The sequence below is a fragment of the Xanthomonas sp. CPBF 426 genome, assembly GCF_903989465.1.
Lineage (GTDB): Bacteria > Pseudomonadota > Gammaproteobacteria > Xanthomonadales > Xanthomonadaceae > Xanthomonas > Xanthomonas euroxanthea.
In genome coordinates, this window is the sequence record NZ_LR861805.1 from 1801951 (window position 1) to 1828803 (window position 26853).

Consider the following 26853-nt stretch of genomic DNA (forward strand, 5'->3'; position numbering starts at 1 on the left):
CGATCAGATGGTGGAGGTGGGCGGAATCGAACCGCCGTCCGGAAGCACTCCATCCCCAGCACTACATGCTTAGCCCTCCGTTAGATCTCATTCCCAGGCAGCACGGTTGGCAAAGCGCACCTGGAAACCAGCCTGCTTTATCTAACCGGTAGCTGACAGGCAGCCACTACCGATGGTTCCGTGATAATGACCCTACACCTACGAGCACGGGCACAAGTAGGTTCGGGGGTTCGCCTTAGGCGGCTGTAGAACTACAACTAAAGCCAATTAAGCGGCGATAGCGAAGTCCGAACCGTAGTTGTCATCGTTGGCAACTAAAAGTTTGCTGCTGGATTAACGAGGAAAGCTGCCCCCTCGGCATGCGCCAAGCGACTTCGCGACCCCCGTCGAAACCAGTGCACCCCCGGGGAAAGCTTAAAAACGCTGACCTGATCAGTGTAGGGATCGGGGCGCCCTGTCACAAGTGGTGAGACGTGCGGCGCTTACAGTGGCTTCAGTCCTATCGGACGGAATGGTCTGGTAATCAAGGAGAGAAGCGATGGCGACAGGCAAGCCCCCCCGTTCGCGGCAGGCACGTAGCGTCCCCCGCAAGCACGCACCAGGTGTCGACGCAGCCAAGCCTCGGCGCGCAGCCACGGCCCCGCAGCAGGAGGCGCAGGACACCACGCTGACACGCGTGCAGGGCAAGGCGCGCACGGTGATCTACATCCATGGCATCGGCAACAAGCCGCCGGCCGAGGTGTTGCGCTGTCAGTGGGACAAGGCGTTGTTCGGGCGGCCGATGGGCGAGCGCACGCGCCTGGCGTATTGGGTCAATCGCGAGCGCTATCCGGTTGCCGAACCCGGCAATTGCGATGCGCGCGATGTCGGCCCGGCACTCAATCAGAGCGTGCAGCGCGCCCTGAGCACGCTTGGGCTGGTGCCAGGCGAGCAGGACCTGCATCTGCTCGCCGACGCCCTGGCACAGAGCGAGCAGGAACGCAGTGATCTGCATAGTTTGCTGGACGAGCTGGATGCCGCGCCCGCCATGCCGGCAGCCGGCGAGGTGCAGGCCAAAGGTCCGATCGATGCAATCAACCGCGTGCTGCTGCGGCTGATCTCCGCCGCGCTGCTGCAGGACGTGCACGATTTGTTCTTCGTGCCCGAGCGTGCAGCGTTGATGCGCGACAGCCTGGTGCAGCGCCTGCGCTCGGGGGGCGGGCCGTTTGTGGTGGTCGCGCACAGCCAGGGGTCGATGATCGCCTTCGACGTGCTGCGTCAGCTCCAGGCTGCCGAGTGCGAGGTCAGCCTGTTCCTGACCCTGGGCTCGCCCCTGGGCCTGCCGCAGGTGCGCAGCATGTTTAAGCGCTGGACCGGCACGCGCAAGCTGCCGTTTCCTCCGTGCGTGCGGCGCTGGATCAACGTCGCCGATACGCGCGATCCGATCGCGCTGGATCCGGATCTCAGCGACGACATCGCCAATGCCAAGGGACGGTTCGAAAACCTCTCAGGCGCGCGCTTGAACCCGGACTGGCAGCACAACGCGCATTCGGGTTCGGGCTACCTGTCGATCCCGCAGGTGCGTGCGGCGGTGCGCGAGGCGGTGGGTGTCGGGTTCGATCAACCGGTGTCCAATGCCGTGCTGATCAAGGATCTCAGCGAGCAACTGGAAGCGCATGGCGCCGAGTACCGGCACGAGGTGCTCATCGAGCTGGATCGGCGGGTGTCGGGCGACGATCCGGCCGGCACGCGTGCGCTGCTGCTGGCGCAACTGCGCCAGGCCGCTGCAGGCACAACCGGCTTGAGCGGCGAAGCGCTGGACGAGGCGATCGCGCTGGAAGATGGCCTGCAGCGGTTTGTGTCGGCACGGCTGACGCGGTTCGAGATCGAATCGCTGCAGGACCGCTACCGGGCATTGGGATTCCGGCGCATGTGGCGCGATGCCGGCAAGCGCGCGTTGATCAACGTGTCCGGCAACGTCCTGCATGCCGATGCGGCGCGTACCGCGTATCGCGCACGCGGCCAGCAGATCGGCTGGGCAGTGCTGGACACCGGTATCGCGGCCAGTCATCCGCATTTCTTCGCAAAGGGCGAGCGCGACACGGTGGTGGCGCAATGGGATTGCACGCGCCGCGGCGTGGCCAAGCGACTGACACGCGCTGACGGCGATGCCTTCGCCCGGCTGGATCGGCACGGGCACGGCACGCATATCGCCGGGATCATCGCCGGCCAGAGCCGCGCGGTGATTGCCGACGCGCAGGGCAACCCGGGCAAGCCGCTGGAGTTCGCCGGCATGGCGCCGGACACCCAGCTCTACGGTTTCAAGGTGCTGGACGATGCCGGCAACGGCCGCGATTCGTGGATGATCAAGGCAGTGCAGCAGGTGGCGGCAATCAACGAGCGCGCCGGCGAGCTGGTCATCCACGGCGTCAATCTGAGCCTTGGCGGTTACTTCGATCCGGAGAGCTATGGCTGCGGTTTTACGCCGCTGTGCAACGAGCTGCGGCGGCTATGGCGGCAAGGCGTGCTGGTGGTGGTGGCCGCCGGCAACGAGGGCCTGGCGTGGTTGATGGGCAACGACGGCGATGCATATCCGGCCAACATGGATCTGTCGATCAGCGACCCGGGCAATCTGGAAGACGCCATCGTGGTCGGCTCGGTGCACAAGAGCAGCCCGCACAACTACGGCGTGTCGTATTTTTCCTCGCGCGGACCGACCGCCGATGGTCGCGGCAAGCCGGACGTCGTGGCGCCGGGCGAAAAGATCCTGTCGGCCTATTACGACTTCGACCCGAACGACCCGGCGAGCCTGATGGTGGAGATGAGCGGCACCAGCATGGCCGCACCGCATGTCTCCGGCGTGCTGGCCGGATTCCTCTCCGCACGCCGCGAGTTCATCGGCTTCCCGGACCGGGTCAAGCAACTGATGCTGGATACCTGCACCGACCTGCAGCGCGATCGCTATGTGCAGGGCAGGGGGGTGCCGAATTTGATGCGGATGCTTGGGGCGACGTGATGAATCGGGAGTGGGGAATCGGGAATCGTAAAAGCGCGATGCTTCTCACGGATCCAGCAATGCCCGCGTCTTTAACTAACGTGAGGTCAACGCAGCTGAGATCAACGCAGTGAGCCTGCCCAGCTCTTGCGATTCTCCATTCCCGATTCCCCACTCACGCGTCGCGGTTATGCCGCCGCATCACGCGCTGCTTGTCGCGCTGCCAGTCGCGGTCCTTGGCGGCGTCGCGCTTGTCGTGGTTCTGCTTGCCCTTGGCCAGTGCGATTTCCAGCTTGACCTTGTTGTTGCTCCAGTACAGCGCGGTGGGCACCAGGGTGTAGCCGTCGCGTTCGACGCTGCTCAACACCTTGTCGATCTCCCGGCGGTGCAGCAGCAGCTTGCGGTCGCGGCGTTCCACCGGCACGGTGTGGCTGGAGGCCTGGATCAGCGGGGTGATCTGCGCGCCGATCAGGAAGATCTCGCCTGAACGCACGTAGGCGTAGCCGTCGATGATGTTGGCGCGACCGGCGCGGATCGCCTTGACTTCCCAGCCCTGCAGCGCCAAGCCGGCTTCGTAGCGCTCTTCCAGGTGGTATTCGTAGCGCGCACGCTTGTTCAGCGCGATGGTTTTCGTGGCCGTCGCGCCGTTTGCTTTATCCTTGGCTGGTTTCTTGCTCATGCCGCTATTGTCGCCGATTCGGCGTCATCAAACGATCTTCTGTCTTTCACAAGTTAGCGAATGCCTACCATCCGTCGCAGCGCCCTGGTCGAACACAGCGCCACCCGCATGTTCGACCTGGTCAATGATGTTGCCGCCTATCCGCGCCGTTTCGGCTGGTGCGATGCTGCGCAGGTGCTTGAACAGGACCAGGCGCACATCGTGGCGCGGCTGGATCTGGGGCTGGGATCGTTCCGCACCTGGTTCACCACCGAAAACATGCTCGAGCGCCCCGAGCGTATCGTCATGCATCTGCGCGATGGGCCGTTCAAGCGGCTGGAAGGCCTGTGGGAATTCCAGTCGCTGGGCGAGAACGCCTGCAAGGTCAGCCTGACCCTGGAAGTGGAAACCAGCTCGCGGCTGTTGGGTCCGGCGCTGGCGCTGGGCTTTCAAGGCCTGGCCGACCGCATGGTCAACGATTTCGTGCGGGTCGCCGATCGCGGCGACACCTGAGCATGCGCGTCGACGTCGTGCTGGCCTGGCCGGACCGCTACAGTTCGGTGTCGCTGGACCTGGCCGAGGGCGCCACCGTGGCCGAGGCGATTGCCGCGTCCGGTCTGGCACCGGACCGACCACCCGCGGCGCAGGCGATCCATGGGCTGATTGCGCGCGCGGATCAGGTGCTGCGCGACGGCGATCGGGTCGAACTGCTCAGGCCGCTGCTGCTGGATCCGAAGGACGCGCGGCGTCGCCGTGCCGGACCGAGCAAAAAAGCCGGTCCCAGCAAGTAACTGCTTGCCAGTGCCGCGGTGCGTGTGCGCGTGATAGCGAACTGTTCCGGTGGCAGGTCAGCAGCGTGAACGCACCCGGTGGCCTGGACCGGCGCAGGGTGATGCAAAACATCTGATTGAAAGCCCCAGCTATCGGCAGCTGGCTCGGCACCGTCGTCCATGAGCAACCACGTCGTTTCGACCAGGCAAATAAAAAAACGCATCCGTTCGAAAGGATGCGTTTTCTGATTTGACAAACACTCGGGCGATCGCAAGACCGCCGAGCAAGCGCATCAACGGCCGCGCTGCTTCTTCTTGTCGCGGGCCAGATTGCGGCCGAACTGCTTGGGCGCCGACTTGGCCAACTGCTCGTCCTGCGACGGGAAATAATCGCCTTCCCAGCGCACGACCTGCTCGTTTTCGAAGAAAACGGTGAAGTTCTTGATCTCGGTACGCGCCAGACGGTCCACGCGCTGGGTGGAGGTGTAGTCCCAGCGCTGCGAATGGAACGGGTCGGGAATCGAGGGGGTACCCAGCAACGCGCTGACCTGCTGCTTGCTCTGGCCTACCTGCAGTTGCTCCACGGCATTCTGTTTGATCAGATTGCCTTGGTAGATCGGCTGCTTGTAGATGATGCCGCAGCCAGCGGTGGAAAGAGCAACGGCGGCGACCAGCAGGAGATTACGCATCGGGGATTAAGTGCTGAGGAAATCACGCCGATGATACACTCCCGCCGGTCGCCGCGACCCGTTTGATGGCAGCTGGCGCTAAATCGCCAATGAACGGAGAACATATGGAAACCCACGACCTGCGCAAAGTCGGGCTCAAGGTGACCCATCCGCGGATGCGGATCCTGGAATTGCTCGAGCAGAAGAGCAACCAGCACCACCTCAGCGCAGAAGACATCTATCGGCAGCTGCTCGATCATGGCGACGAAATCGGTCTGGCCACGGTGTATCGGGTGCTGACCCAGTTCGAGGCTGCCGGCCTGGTGCTGAAGCACAATTTCGAAGGCGGCCAGGCGGTCTATGAGCTGGATCGCGGCGGCCATCACGACCATATGGTCGACGTGGACACCGGCCACGTGATCGAGTTCGAGAGCGAAGAGATCGAGGCCTTGCAGCGTCAGATCGCCGCCCAGCATGGCTACGAGCTGGAGGAGCACTCGCTGGTGCTGTACGTGCGCAAGAAGCGCCCGCGCTGACGGCAAGCCAGGGGTATTGCGGTAACGACAAGGCGGCTTCGGCCGCCTTGTGCGTTTGCAGCCATTGGCTGCCCGGCCACGCCGAGCTCTGCCGGCGCCACGCCGGTCGGCTCAGGCGCTCTGCAGGAGCTTGCGTGCCGCCGCGCGGGCTTCCTTGCTGACTTCCACCCCGCCCAGCATGCGCGCCAGCTCTTCCTGGCGGGCCTGCGGGCCGAGCAGTTCGACCGCGCTCTGGGTCATGCCGTCCACCGGCGCCTTGCTGACCCGATAGTGCGCATGGCCCTTGGCGGCCACCTGCGGCAAGTGGGTCACGCACAGCACCTGGCGCTCTTCGCCCAGGGCGCGCAGCTTCTGCCCGACGATGTCCGCCACCGCGCCGCCGATGCCGGAATCGACCTCGTCGAAGACCATGGTCGGCACGCTGTCCAGACCGAGGGCGGCGACCTCGATCGCCAGTGAAATCCGCGACAGCTCGCCGCCGGAGGCGACCTTGCGCAATGCGCGGGGTGGCTGCCCGGCATTGGCGGCCACCAGGAATTCCACCCGCTCGGCGCCATTGGGATCCGGGCGCAGGGTGTCCTGCGGCTGCAGCTGGATCAGGAACTGCCCGCCGCCCATGCCCAGCTCGCCGATCAGCGTGGTGGTGGCGGCCGACAGGGCCTCGGCGGCGGCCGTGCGGCTGGCGCTGAGGGTGCTGGCTGCACTGCGCCAGACGCCGATTGCCGCCTCGATGTGCTTGTCCAGCTGCTGCAGTCGCTCGTCGGCGCCGCGCAGGCTTTCCACTTCCAGGCTCATGCGCTCGCGCTGGGCGGCCAGTTCGTCCGGGGTGACGCGATGCTTGCGCGCCAGATCGTGCAGGCGGCCGAGCCGGCGCTCCATCGCCTCGAACTGGGCCGGGTCGGCCTCCAGGTCGTCGCGCACGCGGTCGAGCAGGGCCAGCGCCTCTTCGATCTGGATGACCGCGCTGTCCAGCAGCGCATCGACCTCGCCCAGGCGTGGCTCGTGCTCGGCCACGCGCGCCAGGTCGTGGCGGCTGTCCTGCAGCAGGCCCAGCGCGCAGGCGCCGTCGTCGCCATTGAGCTGCAGGGCCACGCTGTCGCAGGCGCCTATCAAGGCGGTGGCATGCGCCTGGCGGCGGTGATTGACGTCCAGCGCGGCGATCGCGGCCGGGTCCAGGTCCTCGCGTTCCAGTTCGCCGAGCTGGTGTTCCAGAAAACCGATGCGGTCGGAGACATCGCCTTGCGCGGACAGCGCGTCGCGCTCGTCCAGCAGGGCCTGCCAGCGCTGGCTGGCCTGGCGCACCTGCTCGCGCTGCGCGCCGTTGCGGGCGTAGGCGTCGAGCAGGGCGAGCTGGCTGTGGCGGGCCATCAGGGCCTGGTGTTCGTGCTGGCCATGGATCTCCACCAGCCGCGAAGCCAGTTCCGCCAGTTGCGAGGAGGTCACCGGGCGGCCGTTGATCCAGGCACGCGAGCCGCCATCGGCACGGATGACCCGGCGCAGCTGGCACTGCGCATCGTCGTCGAGTTCGTTGTCCAACAGCCAGGTCAGGCCCGGGTGCTGGGCCGGCAGCTGGAATTCGGCCGACAGTTCGGCGCGGTCGGCGCCGTGGCGAACCACGCCGCTGTCGGCGCGCAGCCCGGACAGAAAGCCCAGGGCGTCCACCATCAGCGACTTGCCGGCGCCGGTTTCGCCGGAAACCACGGTCATGCCCGGCCCGAATTCCAGTTCGGTGGCGCGGACGACGGCGAAATCCTTGATGGAGAGGTGTCTGAGCATGGGGTCGAGTGTGAACGCTTTGGGGAAGCTTAGGGTGGGAGCGGCGGGCAGGGAATAAGACGCTTGCCAACCGCAGGGCCAGACATTATCTATGCCCAGTCTCACCGGATGATCCCATGCGCGCGTCACAGTCCCCAACGCTCGACCCCCGCGCTCGCCAGCTGCTGCGGACGCTGATTGCCCGCTATATCCGCGACGGCGAGCCGGTGGGCTCCAAGACGCTGGCCCAGCACGCGGGGCTGGACGTCAGCCCGGCCACCATCCGCAACATCCTGGCCGATCTGGAGGACGTGGGGCTGCTCAGCTCTCCGCATACCTCGGCCGGGCGGGTGCCCACCGCGCACGGGTACCGGGTGTTCGTCGACAGCCTGGTGCAGATGCAGCCGCCCGGCGAGGAAGAAGTGCGCCGCCTGCGCGCGGAGCTTGCCAGCGGCAGCGGCACCCAGTCGTTGCTGGGCAGTGCCTCGCAGATGCTGTCGGCGATGAGCCATTTCGTTGGCGTGGTCAGCGCGCCGCGGCGCGAGCAGTTCGCGTTCCGGCACATCGACTTCGTTGCGCTGGACGCGCGGCGGGTGCTGGCGATCCTGGTGTTTGCCGACAACGAGGTGCAGAACCGGGTGATCGAGCCGCGCCGGGCCTACGAGCCGGCCGAGCTGGAGCGGGTGGCCAATTACCTCAATGCGCAATTTGCCGGGCGCGCGCTGGCGGACATCCGCGCCAGCCTGTTGCGCGAGCTGCGCCTGGCCAAGAACGAGATGGAGCAGCTGCTGGCGCACAGCGTGGACCTGGCCAGCGAGGCGCTGGTGCCGGCCGATGCCGACGACATGGTGATGGCCGGGCAGACCCGCCTGATGGGCGTGCAGGACCTGTCGGACCTGGACCGGCTGCGCGAGCTGTTCGAGGCCTTCGCCAGCAAGCGCGAGATCCTGCAGCTGCTCGAACGCACCATCCAGGCGCCGGGCGTGCGCATCTTCATCGGCGAGGAGACCGGCATGGTGTCGCTGGACGACGTCTCGCTGGTCACCGCGCCGTACGCCGCCAATGGCCAGGTGCTGGGCGTGCTGGGCGTGATCGGGCCCAAACGCATGGCCTACGACCGGGTGATTCCGCTGGTGCAGACCGCCGCCCAGGTGCTGGGCGCGGCGATGGAACCGCCCGGCACGCGATAAGCGGCAACGATCGATACGATCATTTTGCTTGAAACGCGCGCGCGCGCCCACATACGGGGTGACGTTGGGGCGGGCGTTCCGCTTGCCCGGGAACTGCACATGAACCAAGACCACCCCGAATTCGACTCCGAAGACCTGTCCCAGAACCCACCCGAGACCGATCCGCTCAAGGCCGAGATCGAATCGCTGCGCAGCGAGATCGCGCTGGTCAAGGCCGATGCCCTGCGCGAGCGTGCCGATCTGGAGAACCAGCGCAAGCGCATTGCCCGTGATGTCGAGAACGCGCGCAAGTTCGCCAACGAGAAGCTGCTGGGCGAGCTGCTGCCGGTATTCGACAGCCTGGACGCCGGCCTGACCGCGGCCGGCACCGAGCCCAGCCCGCTGCGCGATGGCCTGGACATGACCTACAAGCAACTGCTCAAGGTTGCGGCCGACAACGGCCTGACCCTGCTCGACCCGGTCGGCCAGCCGTTCAACCCGGACCAGCACCAGGCCATCAGCCAGGGCGAGGCCGAGGGCATCGCCCCGGGCCACGTGGTGCAGGTGTTCCAGAAGGGCTACCTGCTCAACGAGCGTCTGCTGCGCCCGGCCCTGGTGGTTGTGGCCAAGCACGACTGATTGCCGGCGCCCGGCTGAACTGCCGGGCGCGCGGTTAGAACACAGATGCGCACAGATGGCTTGAACACCTGCGCGCCACCCCCACATCTCAGCCAGACCCGGCGTCGCCGGACACAGCTAAAGAATCATCAGGAGCGTATCCATGGGCAAGATCATTGGTATTGACCTCGGCACCACGAACTCGTGCGTGTCGATCATGGACGGCGGCAAGGCCCGCGTCATCGAAAATTCCGAGGGCGATCGCACCACGCCTTCGATCGTCGCCTACACCAAGGACGGCGAAGTCCTGGTCGGTGCCTCGGCCAAGCGCCAGGCAGTGACCAACCCCAAGAACACCTTCTACGCGGTGAAGCGCCTGATCGGCCGCAAGTTCACCGACGCCGAAGTGCAGAAGGACATCTCGCACGTGCCGTACGGCATCCTCGCCCACGACAACGGCGATGCCTGGGTGCAGACCAGCGATGGCAAGCGCATGGCGCCGCAGGAAATCTCCGCCCGCGTGCTGGAAAAGATGAAGAAGACCGCCGAGGACTTCCTGGGCGAGAAGGTCACCGAGGCCGTGATCACGGTGCCGGCGTACTTCAACGACAGCCAGCGTCAGGCCACCAAGGACGCCGGCCGCATCGCCGGTCTGGACGTCAAGCGCATCATCAACGAGCCGACCGCGGCAGCGCTGGCCTATGGCCTGGACAAGAACGGCGGCGACCGCAAGATTGCCGTGTACGACCTGGGCGGCGGCACCTTCGACGTGTCGATCATCGAAATCGCCGAAGTTGACGGCGAGAAGCAGTTCGAAGTGCTGGCCACCAACGGCGACACCTTCCTGGGCGGCGAAGACTTCGACAACCGCGTCATCGAGTACCTAGTCGACGAATTCAACAAGGATCAGGGCATCGATCTGCGCAAGGATCCGTTGGCGCTGCAGCGCCTGAAGGATGCCGCAGAGCGCGCCAAGATCGAGCTGTCGACCAGCCAGCAGACCGAAGTGAACCTGCCGTACGTCACCGCCGATGCCTCGGGCCCGAAGCACCTCAACATCAAGTTGACCCGTGCCAAGCTCGAAGCGCTGGTGGAGGACCTGGTCAAGAAGTCGATCGAGCCGTGCCGCACCGCGTTGAACGACGCCGGCCTGCGCGCCAGCGACATCAACGAAGTGATCCTGGTCGGCGGTCAGACCCGCATGCCGAAGGTGCAGCAGGCGGTTGCCGATTTCTTTGGCAAGGAACCGCGCAAGGACGTCAACCCGGACGAAGCCGTGGCCGTGGGTGCCGCAATCCAGGGCGGCGTGCTGGCCGGCGACGTCAAGGACGTGCTGCTGCTGGACGTGACCCCGCTGTCGCTGGGTATCGAAACCATGGGCGGCGTGTTCACCAAGATCATCGAAAAGAACACCACCATCCCGACCAAGGCTTCGCAGACCTTCTCCACCGCCGAGGACAACCAGTCGGCCGTGACCGTGCATGTGTTGCAGGGTGAGCGCGAGCAGGCCCGCTTCAACAAGTCGCTGGCCAAGTTCGACCTGTCCGGCATCGAGCCGGCCCCGCGCGGCATGCCGCAGGTGGAAGTGTCCTTCGACATCGACGCCAACGGCATCCTGCACGTGTCGGCCAAGGACAAGAAGACCAACAAGGAGCAGAAGGTCGAGATCAAGGCCGGTTCGGGCCTGTCGGACGAAGAAATCCAGCGCATGGTCGCCGACGCGGAAGCCAACCGCGAGGAAGACAAGAAGTTCCAGGAACTGGTGCAGGCCCGCAACCAGGCCGATGGCCTGATCCACGCCACCCGCACCGCGATCACCGAGCATGGCAGCAAGGTCGGTGGCGATGTGATCGGCAAGGTGGAAGCGGCGCTGTCGGATCTGGAAACCGCCATGAAGAGCGACGACAAGGCGCAGATCGAGGCCCGCAGCAAGACCCTGGAAGAAGCCGGCCAGTCGCTGTACGCCGCCGCTGCCGCGGCAGAGCAGGGCGGCAACGCCGATGCGGCCAGCGGCAACGCGCAGGCCTCCAAGGCCGCCGACGACGTGGTGGACGCCGAGTTCACCGAAGTCAAGGACGACAAGAAGGCGTGAGTGGGGAATAGGGAATCGAGAATGGGAGGAGCGGTGCTGCGGCATCGCTCCTTCCCGTTGTCTGATCCTTCCACTTTCGATTGCGATTTACTGAGGATGTACGCTTTGAACGATTCCCGTCTCCCGATTCCCGATTCCCTGTCATGAGCAAACGCGATTACTACGAAGTGCTGGGCGTTGCCCGTGGCGCCAGCGACGAGGAGCTGAAGAAGGCGTATCGGCGCTGTGCGATGAAGCACCACCCGGACCGCAATCCCGGCGACGCTGCTGCCGAAGCGATGTTCAAGGAGTGCAAGGAAGCCTATGAGGTGTTGTCGGACGGCAACAAGCGCCGCGCCTACGATGCGCACGGCCACGCTGCATTCGAGCACGGCATGGGCGGTGGTGGCGGGCCGGGTGGCCCGGACATGGGAGATATCTTTGGCGATATCTTCGGCAATATTTTCGGCGGTGGCGCCGCCGGTCCGCGCGCTGCGCGACGTGGTGCCGACGTCGGTTACGTATTGGAACTGGATCTGGAAGAAGCCGTTGCCGGCATCGAACGCCGCATCGAGATCCCGACCCTGATCGAGTGCGAGCCCTGCCATGGCAGTGGTTCGGAAGACGGCAAGGTGGAAGTGTGCGGGACCTGCCACGGACGCGGCCAGGTCCGCATCCAGCGCGGCATTTTCGCCATGCAGCAGAGCTGCCCGCATTGCGACGGGCGCGGCACGCTGATCCAGAATCCGTGCAAGACCTGCCACGGCGCCGGTCGCGTGGAAGAAGACAAGGTGCTGTCGATCAAGTTGCCTGCCGGCGTGGATACCGGCGACCGCATCCGCCTGGCCGGCGAGGGCGAAGCCGGCCCGGCCGGCACGCCGCCGGGCGATCTGTATGTGGAAGTGCGCGTGCGCGAGCATGCGATCTTCCAGCGCGACGGCGACGACCTGCATTGCGAAGTGCCGATCCGTATTTCGCAGGCGGCGCTGGGCGACACCGTGCGCGTGGCCACCCTGGGCGGGGAGGCGGAAATCCGCATTCCGGCCGAAACCCAGACCGGCAAGCTGTTCCGGTTGCGTGGCAAGGGCGTGCGCTCGGTGCGCAGTCGCAGCGAAGGCGATCTGTATTGCCGCGTGGTGGTCGAGACGCCGGTGAACCTGACCGCCGACCAGCGCGAGTTGTTGCAGCAATTCGAAGCCACGTTCACTGGTGAGGATGCACGCAAGCATTCGCCCAAGTCGGCTACCTTCATCGATGGCGTCAAGGGCTTCTGGGATCGGATGACGTCCTGAGGCTGGGAATCGGGAATCGGGATTGGGGAATCGTAAGAGCGGTGTGGCCGGAGCGGTGCGCCATTTTGGCGATTCGGGATGTGCGGGAGCGGATGAATGCTCCCGAATGTCCGGAAAGTTGAATGACTGAGCGAGGTTCTCCAGACGAATGCCGGCCCCGGGGCCGGCATTTGCGTTCTTGCGGCAGGAGCCGGCGCAGATCGGAGGCGATATCGGCTGCTGCCAGCGCACGGACCGGCCTGGCGAAGACTGGCTTGGCGGCGGTACGCGCAGCGGCGAACGGACGACGGTCGCATCGATCGACGGTGGGCGCGCCGTGGCGCTGGCGTAAAATGCTGCGATGAACAATGCCCCCGACAGTCATCTGGTCCACGGCCGCCGCCAGCGTCCGGATGGTCCTTCGCCGATCGATGTGATCTCGGTCCAGTCGCAACTGGTCTACGGCCATGCCGGCAACAGCGCGGCGGTGCCACCGCTGCGTGCGCTTGGCCTGCGGGTGGCGGAAGTGCCGACCACGCTGCTGAGCAATGCGCCGTTCTACGCCACCTTGCGCGGCCGCATCCTGCCGGCCGACTGGTTGGCCGACCTGCTGCTGGGGGCGAGCGAGCGCGGCCTGCCGCAGCGTGCGCGCATGCTGGTCTCCGGCTATTTCGGCAGCCTGGCCAATGGCGAGGCGTTTGCCGACTGGCTGGAGCAGACCCTGCCGCAGGCCCCGCAACTGCGTTATTGCCTGGATCCGGTGATCGGCGACACGCACACCGGCCCGTATGTCGAACCCGGACTGGAGCGCGTGTTCGCCGAGCGGCTGTTGCCGCATGCCTGGCTGGTGACGCCGAATGCGTTCGAGCTTGGGCGACTGACCGGTTTGCCGAGTCTGGAGCAGGACGATGCCGTCGTTGCCGCGCGCGCATTGCTGGCGCGCGGTCCGCAGTGGGTGCTTGCGCACAGCGTGGCCGGTGCGGCCGGTGAGCTGGTGACCCTGGCGGTCAGCAACACGGCGGTGTATCGCTGGGCCACGCCGCATCTGCCGGTGGATGTGGCCGGCACCGGCGATGTGCTGATGGCCTTGCTGATCGGTTTCCTGCTGCGCGATATGCGGTTCGAGCAGGCGGTGGGGCATGCGCTCAGCGGCGTGCATGGTGCACTGGAAGCCACATTGGATGCAGGCATCGAGGAGTTCGATGTGCTGGCCGCCGCACCGGCCGCACTCGCGGCTGCCCCGCGTTTTGCGCTCGAGCGATTGGCATGATGGCGCAGCCGGTGGTCGGCATCGTCGGCATCGCCGGTGCCTACGGACGCTGGCTGGCGCAGTTTTTGCGTACGCGCCTGGGGCTGGAGGTGATCGGCTTCGATCCGGCCGGTGACGGCGACATGGACGAGGCCACCCTGGCGCAGCGTGCGGACGTGCTGATCTTTTCTGCGCCGATTCGCCACACCGCCGCATTGATCGCGCGTTATGTGGACCTTGCCGGCCCGCGTGCCGCGTCGCAGTTGTGGATGGATGTCACCTCGATCAAGCAGGCGCCGGTTGCCGCGATGCTGGCATCGCCGGCCGAGGTCGTCGGCCTGCATCCGATGACCGCACCGCCCAAATCGCCCACCTTGAAAGGGCGGGTGATGGTGGTCTGCCAGGCACGGTTGCAGCAGTGGTCGGCATGGGTGCAGATGCTGTGCACCGCGCTGCAGGCCGAGTGCGTGTACGCCACGCCCGAGCACCACGACCGCGTGATGGCGCTGGTGCAGGCGATGGTGCACGCCACCCATCTGGCGCAGGCCGGCACCTTGCGCGACTACGCGCCGCTGCTGGGCGAACTGCGCGCGCTGATGCCGTATCGCTCGGCCTCGTTCGAGCTGGATAGCGCGGTGATCGCGCGCATCCTCTCGCTCAATCCGGCGATCTATGAAGACATCCAGTTCGGCAACCCGTACGTGGGCGAGATGCTCGACCGGCTGTTGCTGCAGCTGCGCGAATTGCGCGCGCTGGTCGCGCAAGGCGACGATGCGGCGCGCGCGCAGTTTCGCGCTCGGTTTCTGGACGACAACGCGCAGGCGCTACGCGGCGAGTCGCTGGCTGCGGGCAACTACACCTATGAGCGCGTGGGCTACCTGCTGGCCGACCTCACCGAGCCGTTGACCGTGAGCGTCTACCTGCCGGAAGACCAGCCCGGTTCGTTGCGTGCGCTGTTGCATGTGTTCGAGCAGCATGGGGTGAATCTGTCGTCGATCCACTCGTCGCGCACGCCGGTGGGCGAGTTGCATTTCCGCATCGGGTTCGAGCCGGACAGCGATCGCGCGGCGCTGGCGCAGGCAGCCAGCGACATCGATCGCAGCGGCATCGGACGGGTGCTGGAGCGTTCCGATCGCACCGGGTAGCCACGATCCACAGCCGGCCTGAGCCTGAGCGATGCCGATATCGCGGCGTGTGGCCTGCGGCGATCCATGTTGGCTGACTGAACCACATGCGACGCGCCGAGGGCGATATGGGGGCAATACCGGGTGTGGCCGGGCACGACGCCGAGTGCTTGCCACAGCGGTTTCATCCACACAGGGTGTGGATGAAACCTGCACAAGCATGTGGATAACCGCGTGCAGCCCTTGCACTGCAAGGGTTGCCGACCGGGTGGTCAAAAAATGACCAGCGTCATCTCAGGACGTGGACAGCCGCAACTCGCCACCATCGGTGATGAAGCGCTGGCCCTGCCGCTGCAGGCGGCGGCCATCGGGGAGTTCGTAGCGTGGCGCAGCGCGTGACTGCATCTGGGCTTGCTGCCCGTTGCGGGATTCGGGCTCGTCGCGGAATTCGATGATGACGTAGGACTCGCCATCTGCACCGATTGCGGGAAATTGCCGGAACGACATACGCACCTCCGAAAGAATCAGGGACGTCGTGCGAGCTGCCAGGGATCGCACCACCGGCGCCGGGCCGGCCGAAGCGAGCATGCGCAGGCAGGTGTTACCCGGGCGTCATTGCGCGATGCGGCAAGTTGGCGAGCCAACCGCCAGCCCGTTCACCGGCTCAGCTGCAACGCGTCCCGATCGGCCGTTGCCGCCGCCAGCTCCGCACGCGCCGAGGCGATGCGCGCCTGCGCATCGATCAGGCGCACGCGGGCATCGTTGGCGGTCTCCTCGCGCTGGTTGACCAGGAAGAAATCGCCCGACCCCAGCTCGAAGCGGCGGCGCTCGGCGGCTGCCAGACGGTCGGCCAGGGCGCGTTCTTCGTCGGCGATTTTGGCCAGCCGTTCGGCGGCGGTGAGTGAGATGACGATCGACTCGACCTCCACCGTGATCTGGTCGCGCAGGTAACGGCTGCGCTGATCCAGCGCCTCGATCTCGGCGCGTGCTTCGGCGACCCGGCCCTTGGCGGCGCGGTTTTCCAGCGGCACGCTGAAGCGGAAGCCGATGATGGCATCGGTCGGCGAGCGGTTCGGGCCGCCGACACCGGGCGCCCCGAGGTCCTTGCTGACCTCGAAACTCACATCCAGGCGTGGCTTGAGATCGTTCTGCGCCAGCATCAGCCGCGCGGTGGCCTGATCGATGCGGGTCAGTACCGCGCGGTAATCGGGGCGCTCCACCGGTGCGGTGATCTTGCTGGCGCCGGCCAGACCTTCCAGCGCCGACGTATCGGCCGGCAGGCGTTCGGTGGACACGATCAACGGCATTCCCGCTTCATCGCGCAGGTACAGCGACAAGGCATTGGCAGCGTTGGCGAAGTCCTGCTCCGAGCGCACCACCAATGCGCGTCGGCGGACCAGGTTCTGGTCGTTTTCGGTCAGCAGGATGGTGGGCCGCGCACCCAGTGTCACCTGCCGGGAAATCGCATTGCGGCGCTGCTCGGCCAGCTGCAGCAGGTCGTTGTACGCGCGCAGCTTCAGGCCGGCCGCGACCCAGCTCTGGTAGGCGTCCACCGCGCGGCGTTGCACGCCGATGGCGACCATTTCCGCTTCGTATTGCGCGACATCGATATCGGCACCGGCAACGCTGCGGCGGGTGCGGCGCTCGTCGACCACCCGGTCGCGCAGCAGCGCATACAGCGCGCCGACCTTCACTTCGCCGCCGCGGTCGGTGTAGGACTTGTCTTCGTAGACCGGGAAGGAACCACGCGAGGAGCGGTAACCACCGTAGTAATAGCCGCCGTTGTCGTCGAACGGGCGCTTGACGGTGCTTTCGATCGCGCTGCCGTCGTAGTAGCCGGCCTCGCGCGAGCGGCCGTCGATATCGAACACGGTGTCGAACGCGCCATCGGCCGAGATGCCCTTGCCTTCGGCCTGGCGGACCTTGGCCAGCGATTCGATGATCTGCGGAGAAGCGCGGGCAGAGGAGCGCAGCACTTCATCCAGCGTCAGCGCGGTGGTCTGGGCGGCAACCACGCCCGGTACGAGCGCGACCAGCAGGACGACAAGACGGCGGATCATTTCTTGCCGGTCTCGTCGTCTTCGGACTTGCCGGCCGACGCCGGCTTGGCCTTGCCCTCATCCTGCGTCGTCGTCGCCGACGGGCGGCGGCCGAACTCCAGCGGGAAATTATTGAGCTGGCGCCACAGTTCGTAGCCCACCTTTACCGTTTCGCCCTGTACCCAGCCGCGCACCTTGCCGCCCTGGCGGGCGAATTCCTGCGCCGGCCAGGCCGGCTTGCCCGGCTGCGGTTCGACCAGGATGCGGAACAATCCGTCGGGTGCGGCATTGGGGTCGATGGCGCGGACGCGACCATCGAACATGCCGTGCGCCACCGACGGCCAGCCGCTGAACTGGATCGCCGGCCAGCCCTCGAACTCCAGCCGCACCGGGCGACCGGGGCGGATCAGCGGCACGTCGCGGCCATCGATGTACAGCTCGACCGCACGTTCTACCCGCTCCGGCGCGATCACCGCCAGCACCGTGCCGGGCGAGACCATCGCGCTGCCGCTGGCGGCGTTGAGCTGCTGCACGCGGCCATCGCGCGGTGCGCGCACCAGCTGCGCCGACTGACGGTTCAACTGGATGTCGATGCGGGTCAGCTTGGCACGCGATTCGGCCAGCTTGGCATCGGCTTCGGCCACCTTGATCTGGGTCAGTTCGTAGTCGCGGCGGCCGGCCAGGCCTTCGGCGAGCAGCTGGCGGCTGCGTTCCACATCGATACTGGCGACCGCGCGCGATTGCTGGATGGCGCTGATTTCCGCCGCCACCTGCGCACGCTCGCTGGCAAGACGGGCCAGCAGGTCCGGGTCGAGGTCGCCGACGCGGGCGATCGGGTCGCCCTTGGCGACGTGCTGACCATCGTGTACATACCAGCGCTCCACCCGGCCCGGCACGAAGGCGGTGACCTGCTGCTGGCGGTCACCCGGGTCCAGCGCCACCACCTGGCCCTTGCCGCTGGCGGTCTGCACCCAGGGTGCGAACGCCAGGATGGAACCGGCGATGGCCACGCCGATCAGCAGCATCCACGCCAACACCTTGGCGATGCTGGGCGGGCGCATGGATGCCAGGGTGGGGAAGTGCGCGATCCGGTCAGAGGCGTGCTGCATCGTCGGCCTCCTGCGTGGATGCGATCAGGTCGGCGCGCGTGGCGTAGCGCTGCTGGCGCTCCGGTTCCAGGCGGAACCAGCCATCCAGGGTGATGTCCTCCGGCCGGCCGGTGCACAGCAGGACCGTGGTGCCGGCCTGCTTCAGCTGCCGCAGCACCCGGGTCAGGCGTTCGGCCGGCAGCAGGTCGTACAGCTGCGACAGCATCAGCACGCGCGGACGCACCAGCAATGCGTTGGCCAGTTTCAGCGCCATCACTTCGCCGATCCACAGCGGGTAGCCGGAGGCGGCAAGCCGGGTGTCCAGGCCTTGCGGCAGCGCGGCGATGCGCGCGCGCAGCCCCACCGTATCGATGGCTTCGAGCATCGTCTCGGAGGTCACCTCGGCCGAGGCCATCGACAGGTATTCGCGGATGGTGACCTCGACGATGGTTGGCCGATCGAGCACGGTCACTTCAGAGCGCAGCAGGTACATGTCGAAGGTGGCCATGTCGGCGCCGCCGACCATCACCAGCCCGCGGTCCGGGACGACATGGCGCTTGAGCACCATCGCCAGCAGACGTTCGGCGCCGCCGTCGGCCAGCGTCACCAGTTGTTCGCCGGCCTCCAGCGCGAAATCGAAGCGCGCCCCCTCGATCACCACCCCGTCCAGGCGCACGGCACTGTTGCCGGGGATCTTGCCCGCGGCAGCCACCGGGCGCTCCTGCGGAATGGCATACAGCACCGACAATTCCTCGGCGCTGGCCACCAGGTCGTAGAACACGTCCAGGTAGGTGCCCAACTGCGCGATGCCGTAGAACACCGCGCTGAGGATCAGCTCGGCGGCCACCAGCTGGCCGATCGACAGTTCGCCACGCAGGATCAGGCTGCCGCCCAGTGCCAGCAGCGCCGCGCTGGCGACCGCGTAGGTGAGCAGGAATGCCACCGTCTGGGTGAAGGTGTAGCGGAAATGGCGCCGATGCCGGGCGACATAGGTGGCGGTCACCGCTTCGGAGCGCTCCATCGCGAAGTTGAGATGGCGGCTGGATTTGTAGAAGCCGTTGGAGCCACCCACGCTTTCCAGCCAGTGCGCCGCGTTGTGCTTGGCGTGGCTCAGTTCCACCGCCGAGCGGATCGAGCCGCGCGACCAGATCATCCAGATCGCGAAGATGATCAGCAGCAGCAGCGCGTTGAAGCCGAGGAAGAACGGGTGATAGAAGCTGGTGACGATCAGGCCCACCGCCGATTGCAGCACGATGGTGAAGGCACCGACGGCCAGGCTGGGCACCGCTTTTTGCACCACCACCAGATCGAAGTAGCGGTTGAATACGTCGCCACGGTTCTGGTCGGCGAAGAACGGGTTCTGCGCATGCACCGCGCGCACGGTGATTTCCGCCACCACACGCGCAAACAGGCGGCGCTCGAACAGCGCCATCATCCACACCCGCATCGCGCTGAGCGCCGCCACCAGCAACAGCAGGCCCAGCAACAGACTGGACAGGGTCCACAGCGGGGTGGGCAGCGCGGTGTTGGCGACGCTGTTGATCAGCAACTGCACCGAGATCGGCGTGGCCAGCGACAGCAGGCTGATCGCGACCCCGTACACCATGGCCAGGCGCACGTAGGGCATGTCCGGCCCGACGATCTCCGCCAGCCAGGCTCCCGCTTCCCGCCATCCGATCTGCTTGCCCGCCATTCGATTTCCGTTGATGAGTTCAATGAAGCATTGACGAGTTGCAGTTGGCGAACAAGGCAGCAGCGCTTATTCGATGCATAGGATTTTCCTATGCGGCCACCGCACGCAGAAGATCGGCAATCAGCCCGAAGGCCGGCGCGCGTCCTGCGCCTTGCCGCCACAGCAGACCGATCTCCCTATAGTAGCGTCCGCCTTTGATCGGCCGTACGACGACATCGTCGCCCTCGCGGATTTCCTGGCGCACATACAGGTCTGGCAGTAATGCAAGACCCATGCCCATCCCGGCCATCTGGCGGATCGCATCCAGGCTGGTGCCTTCGTAATCGCGCAGGACATTGGCGCCGACGTCCATGGCGATCGCCGCGACCTGTTCGGCCAGGCGGTATTCGGGCATCAGGGTGAGCAGGTTGGCGCCGCGCAGATCGGCCGGCGTGATGCAGGCCTTGGCACGCAGGGGGTGATCGGCGGCCATGGTCACGTGCAGCGGTTCGCGGAACAGGCGCTCGCTGTGCAGGCCGCGCCCGGCCACCGGCAATTGCGCCAGGATCAGGTCGTGCACGCCGCTGGCCAGGCCGCTGGCGAGCACGGTCGGCAGGCCTTCGCGCACGTGCACGCGCAGTGCCGGGTGTTCGCGATGCAGGCGCGCGACCAGGCTCGGCATCAGGTAGGCGCCCAGCGTGGGCGACACGCCCAGCCGGATGGTGCCGATCAAGGTGTCGGCCGAGGTGGCGCGGACGTCTTCCAGATCGGCCACGTCCAGCAGGATGCTGCGCGCGCGATCGAGCAGGTCGCGCCCCAGCGGCGTCAGGATGGCCGGCACGCCACGCTCGAACAGCGCGGCGCCGACGATGGTTTCCAGCGCACGGATCTGCTGCGACAACGAGGGTTGCGACACACCCATCTGCTCGGCGGCGCGGGTGAAGCTGCCGGTGTCGGCGAGCGCGACGAAATAACTGAGCTGGCGAATGGTGGTTCTGGGGCGGGGCATGCGGGATGTCGTCAGGGGTGGGGCGCGTGGGGGCGCAGGGTCGGCCCGGGCCGCTGCCGCGGACACCCCGGCATGACAGCACATGCCGGGGTCACCCAGGCGTCACTGGTCGATGAACTGCAGCCGCGCCAGTTCGGCGTACAGGCCGCCTTCGGCGATCAATTGCGCATGCGTACCCTGCGCGACGATGCGGCCGGCCTCCATCACCACGATGCGGTCGGCCTTGAGCACGGTGGCCAGGCGATGGGCGATGACCAGCGTGGTGCGGCCTTCCATCAAGCGGTCCAGCGCCTGCTGCACCGCGCGTTCGCTCTGCGCATCCAGCGCGCTGGTGGCCTCGTCCAGCAGCAGGATCGGCGCGTCCTTGAGCAGGGCGCGCGCGATCGCCACACGCTGTTGCTGGCCGCCCGACAGGCGCGTGCCGCGTTCGCCGAGTTCGCTGGCGTAGCCCTGCGGCAGGGCGCGGATGAACCCATCGGCCTCGGCGGCCGCCGCGGCGGCTTGCACCTCCGCGTCGCTGGCGTCCAGGCGCCCGTAGCGGATGTTGTCGGCGGCGCTGGCGGCAAACAGCGTGGGTTGCTGCGGCACCAATGCAATCCGTTCGCGCAGCAGCACCGGGTCGGTCTGGCGCAGGTCTACCTCGTCGATGCGCAGTCTGCCGCTGACAGGGTCGTGGAAGCGCAGCAACATCGCCAGCACCGTGCTCTTGCCGGCACCGGAGGGCCCGACCAGCGCCACGGTTTCGCCCGGATGGACATGCAGGTCGAAGCCGTCCAGCGCCGGCGCATCGGGGCGCTGCGGATAATGAAACACCACCTGGTCGAAATGGATCGCACCACGCAGCGGCTGCGGCAAGGGCTGCGGCGTGGCCGGCGCGACGATCGCCGGCTGCTCGTCGAGCAATTCGCCGACCCGGCCCATGCCGCCGGCCGCGCGCTGCAACTCGTTCCAGACCTCGGCCAGCGCACCCACCGAGCCGCCGCCGATCAGTGCGTACAGCACGAACTGTCCCAGCGTGCCGGGCGTCATGCGTCCGGCGATCACATCGTGCGCGCCCAGCCACAGCACACCGACGATGGCGCCGAAGATCAGCATGATCGCCACCGCAGTGACCATGGCCTGGGTGCGGATGCGCAGCCGCGCGGTATCGATCGCGGCGAACAGGGCCTGGCTGAAACGCTGGCTCTCGTAGCGCTCGCGCGCATGCGCCTGCACGGTGCGCACCGCGCCCAGCGTTTCGGCCGCCAGCGTGTTGGCATCGGCCACGCGGTCCTGGCTGGCGCGCGAGATCTTCTGCAGGCGGCGTGCGCCCAGCACGATCGGCAGCACCGCCAGCGGAATGCCGATCAGGGTGAAGCCGGCCAGCCGCGGGCTGGTGACGAACAGCATCACCATGCTGCCGATCACCGTGACCGAGCTGCGCAGCGCCACCGACATGGTGGTGCCGATCACCCCGCGCAGCAGCTCGCTGTCGGCCGACAGCCGCGACACCAGCTCGCCACTGCGGCTGCGATCATGAAAGCCGGCGTCCAGCCCGATCAGATGTGCATACAGGCGGCCGCGCAGATCGGCGACCACCTTTTCGCCCAGCAGCGCGACGAAATAGAAGCGCGCGGCCGTTGCCACCGCCAGCACCACCGCCACGGCGAACAGCAGCGCGAAGGCGTGGTTGATCTGCGAGCCGCCGGAAAACCCATGGTCGATCATCTGCTTGACTGCCGCCGGCAAGCTCAATGTGGCGGCCGAGGAAATGGCCAGTGCGATCAGCCAGGCGGCGAACAGGCCACGCTGGCGCTGCACGAACGGCCACAGGGTGCGCAGGCTGCCAAGCTTCCGCAATGGGTTGGGCCTGGCGGCGGCTGGCTGGTTCATGCGGCTTCCGGTGATGAGAGATGGACACGGTTGCGAGTGGCGTCGCACAGGCGTGTTTTCAAGCTGGCCAGTTGATCGGCAGGCAGTTGCACGCGCAGCGCGGCGCCCTGCGCGTCGAAACGTTCATCCAGCTTGTCGGCGCGGAAGGCGCTCAAGGCAGCATGCACCACGCCCAGGTCGTCGAACTGACACTGCAGATCGAGCAGCGACAACGCAATCAACGGCTGTCGCGTCGCCAACCGCAGGCATTCGGCCGCGGTGCCGCCGTAGGCACGCACCAGACCGCCCGCACCGAGCTTGATGCCGCCATACCAACGGGTGACCACCACGACCACGCGGTCGTAGCCCTGGCCATCGATGGCTGCGAGGATTGGCCGTCCGGCGGTGCCGCTGGGCTCGCCATCGTCGCTGGACCGGTAGTCCTGCCCGAAGCGATAGGCCCAGCAATTGTGGGTGGCATCGGCGACGGACACGCGCTGCACGATCTCCAGCGCCTGCGCGGGAGAGTCCAGTGCCGCAGCATTGGCCACAAAGCGACTGTGCTTGATGTCCAGGCTGTGGTGCGCGTCAGCGGCGAGGGTATCGAGCATCGTCGCCATTCTATGCGAGCCGGTCGTGCCGGACGCTGCGGCCGTCGTGACTGCCGTTGCAAGCCGGCAGATCGAGGGTGTTCGATGATGCATTGAGACGGGCTGGGCGCGCGATGGGCGCGCGCAGTCCCCGGGGGTGCGGTTAGCGCAGGCGCTGCCGTTTTACACCAGGGTGGAGCGGCGCTTCTCGTCGATCCACTTGGAGGCCTGCGCCGGCGTGTAGTGCTGCATCCACTCCAGCATCTGCTCGATGTCGGCGCCGTACCACAGGTCGGTGCGCTGGTCCGGATGCAGGAAGCGTTCTTCCACCATGCGGTCGATCATGCCGATCAGCGGCGCGTAGAAGCCTTCGATATCCAGGAACGCACAGGGCTTGTTGCCGATGCCCAGCTGCCGCCAGGTCAGCATCTCGAAGATCTCTTCCATGGTGCCGAAGCCGCCGGGCAGGGCGACGAACGCGTCGGACAGCTCGAACATGCGCATCTTGCGCGCATGCATGGAGCCGACGATTTCCAGCGTGGTCAGCCCACGGTGCGCCACTTCCCAATCGGCCAGCTGCTGCGGAATCACGCCGGTCACCTCGCCACCGGCTGCCAGCACCGCATTGGCCACGGTGCCCATCAGACCCACATTGCCCCCGCCATACACCAACCGCAGGCCCTGCGCGGCGATGCGCTGCCCCAACGCAGTGGCACGCTCGGCGTAGGCGGGTTTGTTGCCGGCATTGGAGCCGCAGTAGACGCAGATGCTTTTCATGGGAACGGGAATCGGGAGTTGGGAATAGGTCGAAGCACAGCGGAAGCCAGAACGCATGACGCCGGACCTAAGTCCGGCGTCAGCATGAGGAGTGAGGTAATGGGAATGCTTCTACGATTCCCGATTCCCCACTCCCGATTCCCGGCTTAGTTAGCCTTATGAATCGCGCGCTTGCTCACTGCCATCGCGGCATCGTGAACCGCCTCGGACAGCGTCGGGTGCGCGTGGCAGATGCGTGCCAGATCGTCGGCCGAGCCGTTGAATTCCATCGTCAGCACGCCTTCGTGCACCAGCTCGGACACGCCCACGCCGACCAGGTGCATGCCCAGCACACGGTCGGTCTCGGCGTCGGCGATGACCTTGACGAAGCCGGCCGGCTCGCCCATGGCCACCGCACGGCCGATCGCCGCGAACGGGAAGCTGCCGGCCTTGTAGGCGACGCCTTCGGCCTTGAGCTGCTGCTCGGTCTTGCCGACCCAGGCAATCTCCGGCTCGGTGTAGATGACCCACGGGATCGTGTCGAAGTTGACGTGGCCGGGCAGGCCGGCGATCAGCTCGGCCACCGCGATGCCTTCCTCGAAGCCCTTGTGCGCCAGCATCGGACCGCGCACGCAGTCGCCGATCGCCCACACGCCATCGACGCCGGTGTGGCAATGCCCGTCCACTTCGATCTGGCCACGCTCGTTGAGCTTGACGCCGGTGCCCTCGGCCAGCAGGTTCTTGGTCGCGGCCTTGCGGCCCACGGCCACCAGCAACTTGTCCACGGTCAGGGTCTGCTCGCCGGCAGCGTCGGTGTAGCTGACCACCACCTGCTTGGCATCGCCGCTGCCGGTGATCTCGGTCTTGCTGACCTTGGCACCGAGCTTGATGTCCAGGCCCTGCTTCTTGAATTCCTTCAGCGCGGTCTTGGCCACTTCGGCATCGGCCAGCGCCAGGAAGTCAGGCAGTGCCTCGAGGATGGTGACCTCGGCGCCCAGGCGCTTCCACACGCTGCCCAGCTCCAGGCCGATCACGCCGGCGCCGATCACTGCCAGACGCTTGGGAACGGCGGTGAAATCCAGGCCGCCGACGTTGTCGACGATGGTGTCGCCTTCGAACTTGGCGAACGGCAACTCGATCGATTCCGAACCCGGCGCCAGGATCACGTTGGTGCCCTTGAGCTCGATCTCGCCGCCTTCGTGCTGGGCGACCTTGACGATGTTGCCCGGCAGCAGCTGGCCGAAGCCGTAATACGGGGTGATCTTGTTCGCCTTGAACAGCATCGCGATGCCGCCGGTGAACTGCTTCACGATCTTGTCCTTGCGGCTGATCATGGTGGGCACGTCCATCTTGGCGTCGTTGAAGCTGATGCCGTGGTCGCCGAACAGGTGGCCCATGTTCCAGAACTGGCGCGAGGAATCCAGCAGCGCCTTGGACGGAATGCAGCCCACGCGCAGGCAGGTGCCGCCCAGTGCAGGCTTGCCATCCTTGCCGATGGCCGCGTCGATGCAGGCCACCTTCATGCCCAGCTGGGCCGCGCGAATCGCAGCGTGATAACCGGCCGGGCCGGCACCGATGACGACGACGTCGAATTGTTCGCTCATTTCATTTGCTCACGGGAATGGGGAGTAGGGAATGGGGAATCGCAACAGCGCATGCGCCGCTCGCGTCCCATCCGAGTCAAGGCGGGAATGGAGCGGTCGATGGGTGCTTGCCCATTCCCCACTCTCCATTCCCGATTCCCGGCTCTTACAGACCGAACAACATCCGGCCCGGGTTTTCCAGCTGATTCTTGATGTCGACCAGGAACTGCACCGAATCCTTGCCGTCGATGATGCGGTGGTCGTAGGACAGCGCCAGGTACATCATCGGCGCGATCACGACCTGGCCGTTCTCGGCGATCGGACGTTCCTTGATCGCGTGCATGCCCAGGATGGCGCTCTGCGGCGGGTTGATGATCGGGGTGGACAGCAGCGAGCCGAAGGTGCCGCCGTTGGTGATGGTGAACGTGCCGCCCTGCAGGTCGTCCAGGCCCAGCTTGCCGGCGCGCGCCTTGGCGGCGTAGTCGGCGATGCCCTGCTCGACGTCGGCGAACGACTGGCGCTCGACGTTACGCAGCACCGGCGTGACCAGGCCCTTGTCGGTGGAGACGGCGATCGAGATATCGCTGTAGCCGTGATAGATGATGTCGTCGCCGTCGATCGAGGCGTTGACCAGCGGGAAGCGCTGCAGCGCGTTGGCGGCGGCCTTGACGAAGAAGCTCATGAAACCGAGCTTGATGCCGTGCGCCTTCTGGAACTCGTCCTGCAGTTCCTTGCGCGCGGCCGACACCTTGGCCAGGTTCACTTCGTTGAAGGTGGTCAGCATCGCGGTGGAGTTCTTGGACTCCATCAGGCGCTTGGCGATGGTCTTGCGCACGCGGGTCATCGGCACGCGCTCTTCCGGACGAGCGCCGGACGCCTTGCCCACGCCGCCGGCCTTGGCGAAGTTGACGATGTCTTCCTTGGTCACCGCGCCACGACGGCCGGTGCCTTCGACCTGGGCCGGATCCACGCCCTGGGTGATCGCGGAAAAACGCGCACCCGGGGGCAGCGCATCGGCAGCCGACTTGGAGGCAGCAGCCGGCGCAGCGGCGGCAGCCGGGGCCGGCGCGGCGGCCGCTGCAGCAGCGGCAGGTGCCGGTGCATCGGCCTTCTTCTCCTCGGCCGGTGCGGCCGCAGCCACGGCGCCTTCCTCGATGATCGCCAGGATCTGGTTGCTGGTGACGGTGCTGCCGGCTTCGAACTTGATTTCCTTCAGCACGCCGTCGACCGGCGAAGGAACTTCCAACACGACCTTGTCGGTTTCCAGGTCGACCAGATTCTCGTCGCGCTTGACCGCTTCACCGGCCTTCTTGTGCCAGCTGGCGATGGTGGCGTCGGAAACGGATTCGGGCAGTACCGGAACTTTGACTTCGGTGGCCATTCGGGGAGCGTCCTAGGGTTT

23 protein-coding genes and 1 other RNA gene are annotated in these 26853 nt (G+C 66.4%); 10 read left to right on the forward strand and 14 right to left on the reverse strand.

Annotated features, from left to right (window positions below; genetic code table 11):
- Positions 1 to 8: 8 nt before the first annotated feature.
- Positions 9 to 405, reverse strand: a transfer-messenger RNA (tmRNA) gene (gene ssrA / locus H7A87_RS07715).
- 133 nt (positions 406 to 538) lie between these two features.
- On the opposite strand from ssrA, the gene H7A87_RS07720 reads away from it, so the two are divergent.
- On the forward strand, positions 539 to 2995 hold the full coding sequence (locus tag H7A87_RS07720) for a S8 family peptidase (protein ID WP_119129063.1): 2457 nt from the start codon (positions 539 to 541) through the stop codon (positions 2993 to 2995).
- 154 nt (positions 2996 to 3149) lie between these two features.
- On the opposite strand, the gene smpB is transcribed toward H7A87_RS07720, so the two are convergent.
- Positions 3150 to 3653, reverse strand: coding sequence for an SsrA-binding protein SmpB (gene smpB, locus H7A87_RS07725; RefSeq protein ID WP_039520446.1), 504 nt, complete (start codon positions 3651 to 3653; stop codon positions 3150 to 3152).
- Between the two features lie 60 nt (positions 3654 to 3713).
- Between smpB and H7A87_RS07730 the strand changes: the two genes are divergently transcribed.
- Together H7A87_RS07730 and H7A87_RS07735 are read left to right on the forward strand one after the other, a co-directional pair.
- Positions 3714 to 4145: a type II toxin-antitoxin system RatA family toxin gene (locus H7A87_RS07730; RefSeq protein ID WP_104583340.1), complete on the forward strand. Its 432-nt coding sequence runs from the start codon at positions 3714 to 3716 to the stop codon at positions 4143 to 4145.
- Positions 4146 to 4147: 2 nt separating this feature from the next.
- Positions 4148 to 4423: an RnfH family protein gene (locus tag H7A87_RS07735; RefSeq protein ID WP_119129064.1), complete on the forward strand. Its 276-nt coding sequence runs from the start codon at positions 4148 to 4150 to the stop codon at positions 4421 to 4423.
- Between the two features lie 272 nt (positions 4424 to 4695).
- Here H7A87_RS07735 and bamE read toward each other — a convergent pair whose 3' ends face one another.
- The gene (gene bamE / locus H7A87_RS07740) at positions 4696 to 5091 is read right to left on the reverse strand and encodes an outer membrane protein assembly factor BamE (protein ID WP_039528130.1); all 396 of its coding nucleotides are present in this window, start codon (positions 5089 to 5091) and stop codon (positions 4696 to 4698) included.
- A 104-nt stretch (positions 5092 to 5195) separates the two neighbouring features.
- Here bamE and fur point away from each other — a divergent pair, with 104 nt between their 5' ends.
- Positions 5196 to 5606 carry a ferric iron uptake transcriptional regulator gene (fur, locus tag H7A87_RS07745; protein WP_016901564.1) on the forward strand — a complete coding sequence of 137 codons (411 nt, stop codon included), beginning with the start codon at positions 5196 to 5198 and terminating at the stop codon, positions 5604 to 5606.
- Positions 5607 to 5717: 111 nt separating this feature from the next.
- Here fur and recN read toward each other — a convergent pair whose 3' ends face one another.
- Complete coding sequence (recN, locus tag H7A87_RS07750; RefSeq protein WP_119129065.1) at positions 5718 to 7382, reverse strand: DNA repair protein RecN; 1665 nt, start codon at positions 7380 to 7382, stop codon at positions 5718 to 5720.
- A 116-nt stretch (positions 7383 to 7498) separates the two neighbouring features.
- On the opposite strand from recN, the gene hrcA reads away from it, so the two are divergent.
- The 6 genes from hrcA to H7A87_RS07780 all read left to right on the forward strand — a co-directional run bounded on the left by hrcA (position 7499) and on the right by H7A87_RS07780 (position 14884).
- On the forward strand, positions 7499 to 8551 hold the full coding sequence (gene hrcA, locus H7A87_RS07755; RefSeq protein ID WP_119129066.1) for a heat-inducible transcriptional repressor HrcA: 1053 nt from the start codon (positions 7499 to 7501) through the stop codon (positions 8549 to 8551).
- A 99-nt stretch (positions 8552 to 8650) separates the two neighbouring features.
- Positions 8651 to 9169 carry a nucleotide exchange factor GrpE gene (grpE, locus tag H7A87_RS07760; RefSeq protein WP_010366360.1) on the forward strand — a complete coding sequence of 173 codons (519 nt, stop codon included), beginning with the start codon at positions 8651 to 8653 and terminating at the stop codon, positions 9167 to 9169.
- A gap of 142 nt (positions 9170 to 9311) precedes the next feature.
- Entirely contained in the window at positions 9312 to 11240 is a 1929-nt protein-coding gene (gene dnaK, locus H7A87_RS07765; protein ID WP_039511674.1) for a molecular chaperone DnaK, read from the forward strand.
- 143 nt (positions 11241 to 11383) lie between these two features.
- Positions 11384 to 12511, forward strand: a complete 1128-nt coding sequence (gene dnaJ / locus H7A87_RS07770; protein WP_119129067.1) for a molecular chaperone DnaJ — start codon at positions 11384 to 11386, stop codon at positions 12509 to 12511.
- Positions 12512 to 12851: 340 nt separating this feature from the next.
- The gene (pdxY, locus tag H7A87_RS07775; RefSeq protein WP_119129069.1) at positions 12852 to 13760 is read left to right on the forward strand and encodes a pyridoxal kinase; all 909 of its coding nucleotides are present in this window, start codon (positions 12852 to 12854) and stop codon (positions 13758 to 13760) included.
- A complete protein-coding gene (locus H7A87_RS07780; protein ID WP_104648389.1) occupies positions 13757 to 14884 on the forward strand; it encodes a prephenate dehydrogenase in 1128 nt (375 codons plus the stop codon). The genes pdxY and H7A87_RS07780 overlap by 4 nt, the downstream gene beginning before the upstream one ends.
- Before the next feature lie 273 nt (positions 14885 to 15157).
- Here H7A87_RS07780 and H7A87_RS07785 read toward each other — a convergent pair whose 3' ends face one another.
- From H7A87_RS07785 to sucB, 10 genes are all read right to left on the reverse strand, one after another.
- Positions 15158 to 15370, reverse strand: coding sequence for a hypothetical protein (locus H7A87_RS07785; RefSeq protein ID WP_104583332.1), 213 nt, complete (start codon positions 15368 to 15370; stop codon positions 15158 to 15160).
- Between the two features lie 149 nt (positions 15371 to 15519).
- Positions 15520 to 16923: a TolC family protein gene (locus tag H7A87_RS07790; protein WP_104648390.1), complete on the reverse strand. Its 1404-nt coding sequence runs from the start codon at positions 16921 to 16923 to the stop codon at positions 15520 to 15522.
- Positions 16920 to 18011: an HlyD family efflux transporter periplasmic adaptor subunit gene (locus H7A87_RS07795; RefSeq protein WP_104648391.1), complete on the reverse strand. Its 1092-nt coding sequence runs from the start codon at positions 18009 to 18011 to the stop codon at positions 16920 to 16922. Before H7A87_RS07795 ends, H7A87_RS07790 begins: the two co-directional genes overlap by 4 nt.
- On the reverse strand, positions 17995 to 19683 hold the full coding sequence (locus H7A87_RS07800; protein WP_104583329.1) for an ABC transporter ATP-binding protein: 1689 nt from the start codon (positions 19681 to 19683) through the stop codon (positions 17995 to 17997). Before H7A87_RS07800 ends, H7A87_RS07795 begins: the two co-directional genes overlap by 17 nt.
- A gap of 88 nt (positions 19684 to 19771) precedes the next feature.
- A complete protein-coding gene (locus tag H7A87_RS07805) occupies positions 19772 to 20671 on the reverse strand; it encodes a hydrogen peroxide-inducible genes activator (RefSeq protein ID WP_104583328.1) in 900 nt (299 codons plus the stop codon).
- Between the two features lie 102 nt (positions 20672 to 20773).
- Complete coding sequence (locus H7A87_RS07810; protein ID WP_104648392.1) at positions 20774 to 22543, reverse strand: ABC transporter transmembrane domain-containing protein; 1770 nt, start codon at positions 22541 to 22543, stop codon at positions 20774 to 20776.
- Positions 22540 to 23142 (reverse strand): YigZ family protein, encoded by a 603-nt coding sequence (locus H7A87_RS07815; RefSeq protein ID WP_180497001.1) that lies wholly within the window; start codon positions 23140 to 23142, stop codon positions 22540 to 22542. The genes H7A87_RS07810 and H7A87_RS07815 overlap by 4 nt, the downstream gene beginning before the upstream one ends.
- Positions 23143 to 23295: 153 nt before the next feature.
- Positions 23296 to 23889 (reverse strand): TIGR00730 family Rossman fold protein, encoded by a 594-nt coding sequence (locus H7A87_RS07820; protein ID WP_104648393.1) that lies wholly within the window; start codon positions 23887 to 23889, stop codon positions 23296 to 23298.
- A 146-nt stretch (positions 23890 to 24035) separates the two neighbouring features.
- Positions 24036 to 25472: a dihydrolipoyl dehydrogenase gene (lpdA, locus tag H7A87_RS07825; RefSeq protein ID WP_119129070.1), complete on the reverse strand. Its 1437-nt coding sequence runs from the start codon at positions 25470 to 25472 to the stop codon at positions 24036 to 24038.
- 145 nt (positions 25473 to 25617) lie between these two features.
- The gene (gene sucB, locus H7A87_RS07830; RefSeq protein ID WP_119129071.1) at positions 25618 to 26832 is read right to left on the reverse strand and encodes a dihydrolipoyllysine-residue succinyltransferase; all 1215 of its coding nucleotides are present in this window, start codon (positions 26830 to 26832) and stop codon (positions 25618 to 25620) included.
- Positions 26833 to 26853: the final 21 nt, after the last annotated feature.

Bases quoted from the DNA above. Each gene is read 5' to 3' on its own strand.
- grpE (WP_010366360.1), top strand. From the start codon at position 8,651: ATGAACCAAGACCACCCCGAATTCGACTCCGAAGACCTGTCCCAGAAC.
- H7A87_RS07790 (WP_104648390.1), bottom strand. From the start codon at position 16,923: ATGATCCGCCGTCTTGTCGTCCTGCTGGTCGCGCTCGTACCGGGCGTG.
- H7A87_RS07735 (WP_119129064.1), top strand. From the start codon at position 4,148: ATGCGCGTCGACGTCGTGCTGGCCTGGCCGGACCGCTACAGTTCGGTG.
- smpB (WP_039520446.1), bottom strand. From the start codon at position 3,653: ATGAGCAAGAAACCAGCCAAGGATAAAGCAAACGGCGCGACGGCCACG.
- hrcA (WP_119129066.1), top strand. From the start codon at position 7,499: ATGCGCGCGTCACAGTCCCCAACGCTCGACCCCCGCGCTCGCCAGCTG.
- pdxY (WP_119129069.1), top strand. From the start codon at position 12,852: ATGAACAATGCCCCCGACAGTCATCTGGTCCACGGCCGCCGCCAGCGT.
- H7A87_RS07730 (WP_104583340.1), top strand. From the start codon at position 3,714: ATGCCTACCATCCGTCGCAGCGCCCTGGTCGAACACAGCGCCACCCGC.
- fur (WP_016901564.1), top strand. From the start codon at position 5,196: ATGGAAACCCACGACCTGCGCAAAGTCGGGCTCAAGGTGACCCATCCG.
- lpdA (WP_119129070.1), bottom strand. From the start codon at position 25,472: ATGAGCGAACAATTCGACGTCGTCGTCATCGGTGCCGGCCCGGCCGGT.
- sucB (WP_119129071.1), bottom strand. From the start codon at position 26,832: ATGGCCACCGAAGTCAAAGTTCCGGTACTGCCCGAATCCGTTTCCGAC.
- dnaK (WP_039511674.1), top strand. From the start codon at position 9,312: ATGGGCAAGATCATTGGTATTGACCTCGGCACCACGAACTCGTGCGTG.
- H7A87_RS07815 (WP_180497001.1), bottom strand. From the start codon at position 23,142: ATGGCGACGATGCTCGATACCCTCGCCGCTGACGCGCACCACAGCCTG.
- dnaJ (WP_119129067.1), top strand. From the start codon at position 11,384: ATGAGCAAACGCGATTACTACGAAGTGCTGGGCGTTGCCCGTGGCGCC.
- H7A87_RS07720 (WP_119129063.1), top strand. From the start codon at position 539: ATGGCGACAGGCAAGCCCCCCCGTTCGCGGCAGGCACGTAGCGTCCCC.
- H7A87_RS07785 (WP_104583332.1), bottom strand. From the start codon at position 15,370: ATGTCGTTCCGGCAATTTCCCGCAATCGGTGCAGATGGCGAGTCCTAC.
- H7A87_RS07820 (WP_104648393.1), bottom strand. From the start codon at position 23,889: ATGAAAAGCATCTGCGTCTACTGCGGCTCCAATGCCGGCAACAAACCC.
- H7A87_RS07795 (WP_104648391.1), bottom strand. From the start codon at position 18,011: ATGCAGCACGCCTCTGACCGGATCGCGCACTTCCCCACCCTGGCATCC.
- H7A87_RS07800 (WP_104583329.1), bottom strand. From the start codon at position 19,683: ATGGCGGGCAAGCAGATCGGATGGCGGGAAGCGGGAGCCTGGCTGGCG.
- bamE (WP_039528130.1), bottom strand. From the start codon at position 5,091: ATGCGTAATCTCCTGCTGGTCGCCGCCGTTGCTCTTTCCACCGCTGGC.
- H7A87_RS07780 (WP_104648389.1), top strand. From the start codon at position 13,757: ATGATGGCGCAGCCGGTGGTCGGCATCGTCGGCATCGCCGGTGCCTAC.
- H7A87_RS07805 (WP_104583328.1), bottom strand. From the start codon at position 20,671: ATGCCCCGCCCCAGAACCACCATTCGCCAGCTCAGTTATTTCGTCGCG.
- H7A87_RS07810 (WP_104648392.1), bottom strand. From the start codon at position 22,543: ATGAACCAGCCAGCCGCCGCCAGGCCCAACCCATTGCGGAAGCTTGGC.
- recN (WP_119129065.1), bottom strand. From the start codon at position 7,382: ATGCTCAGACACCTCTCCATCAAGGATTTCGCCGTCGTCCGCGCCACC.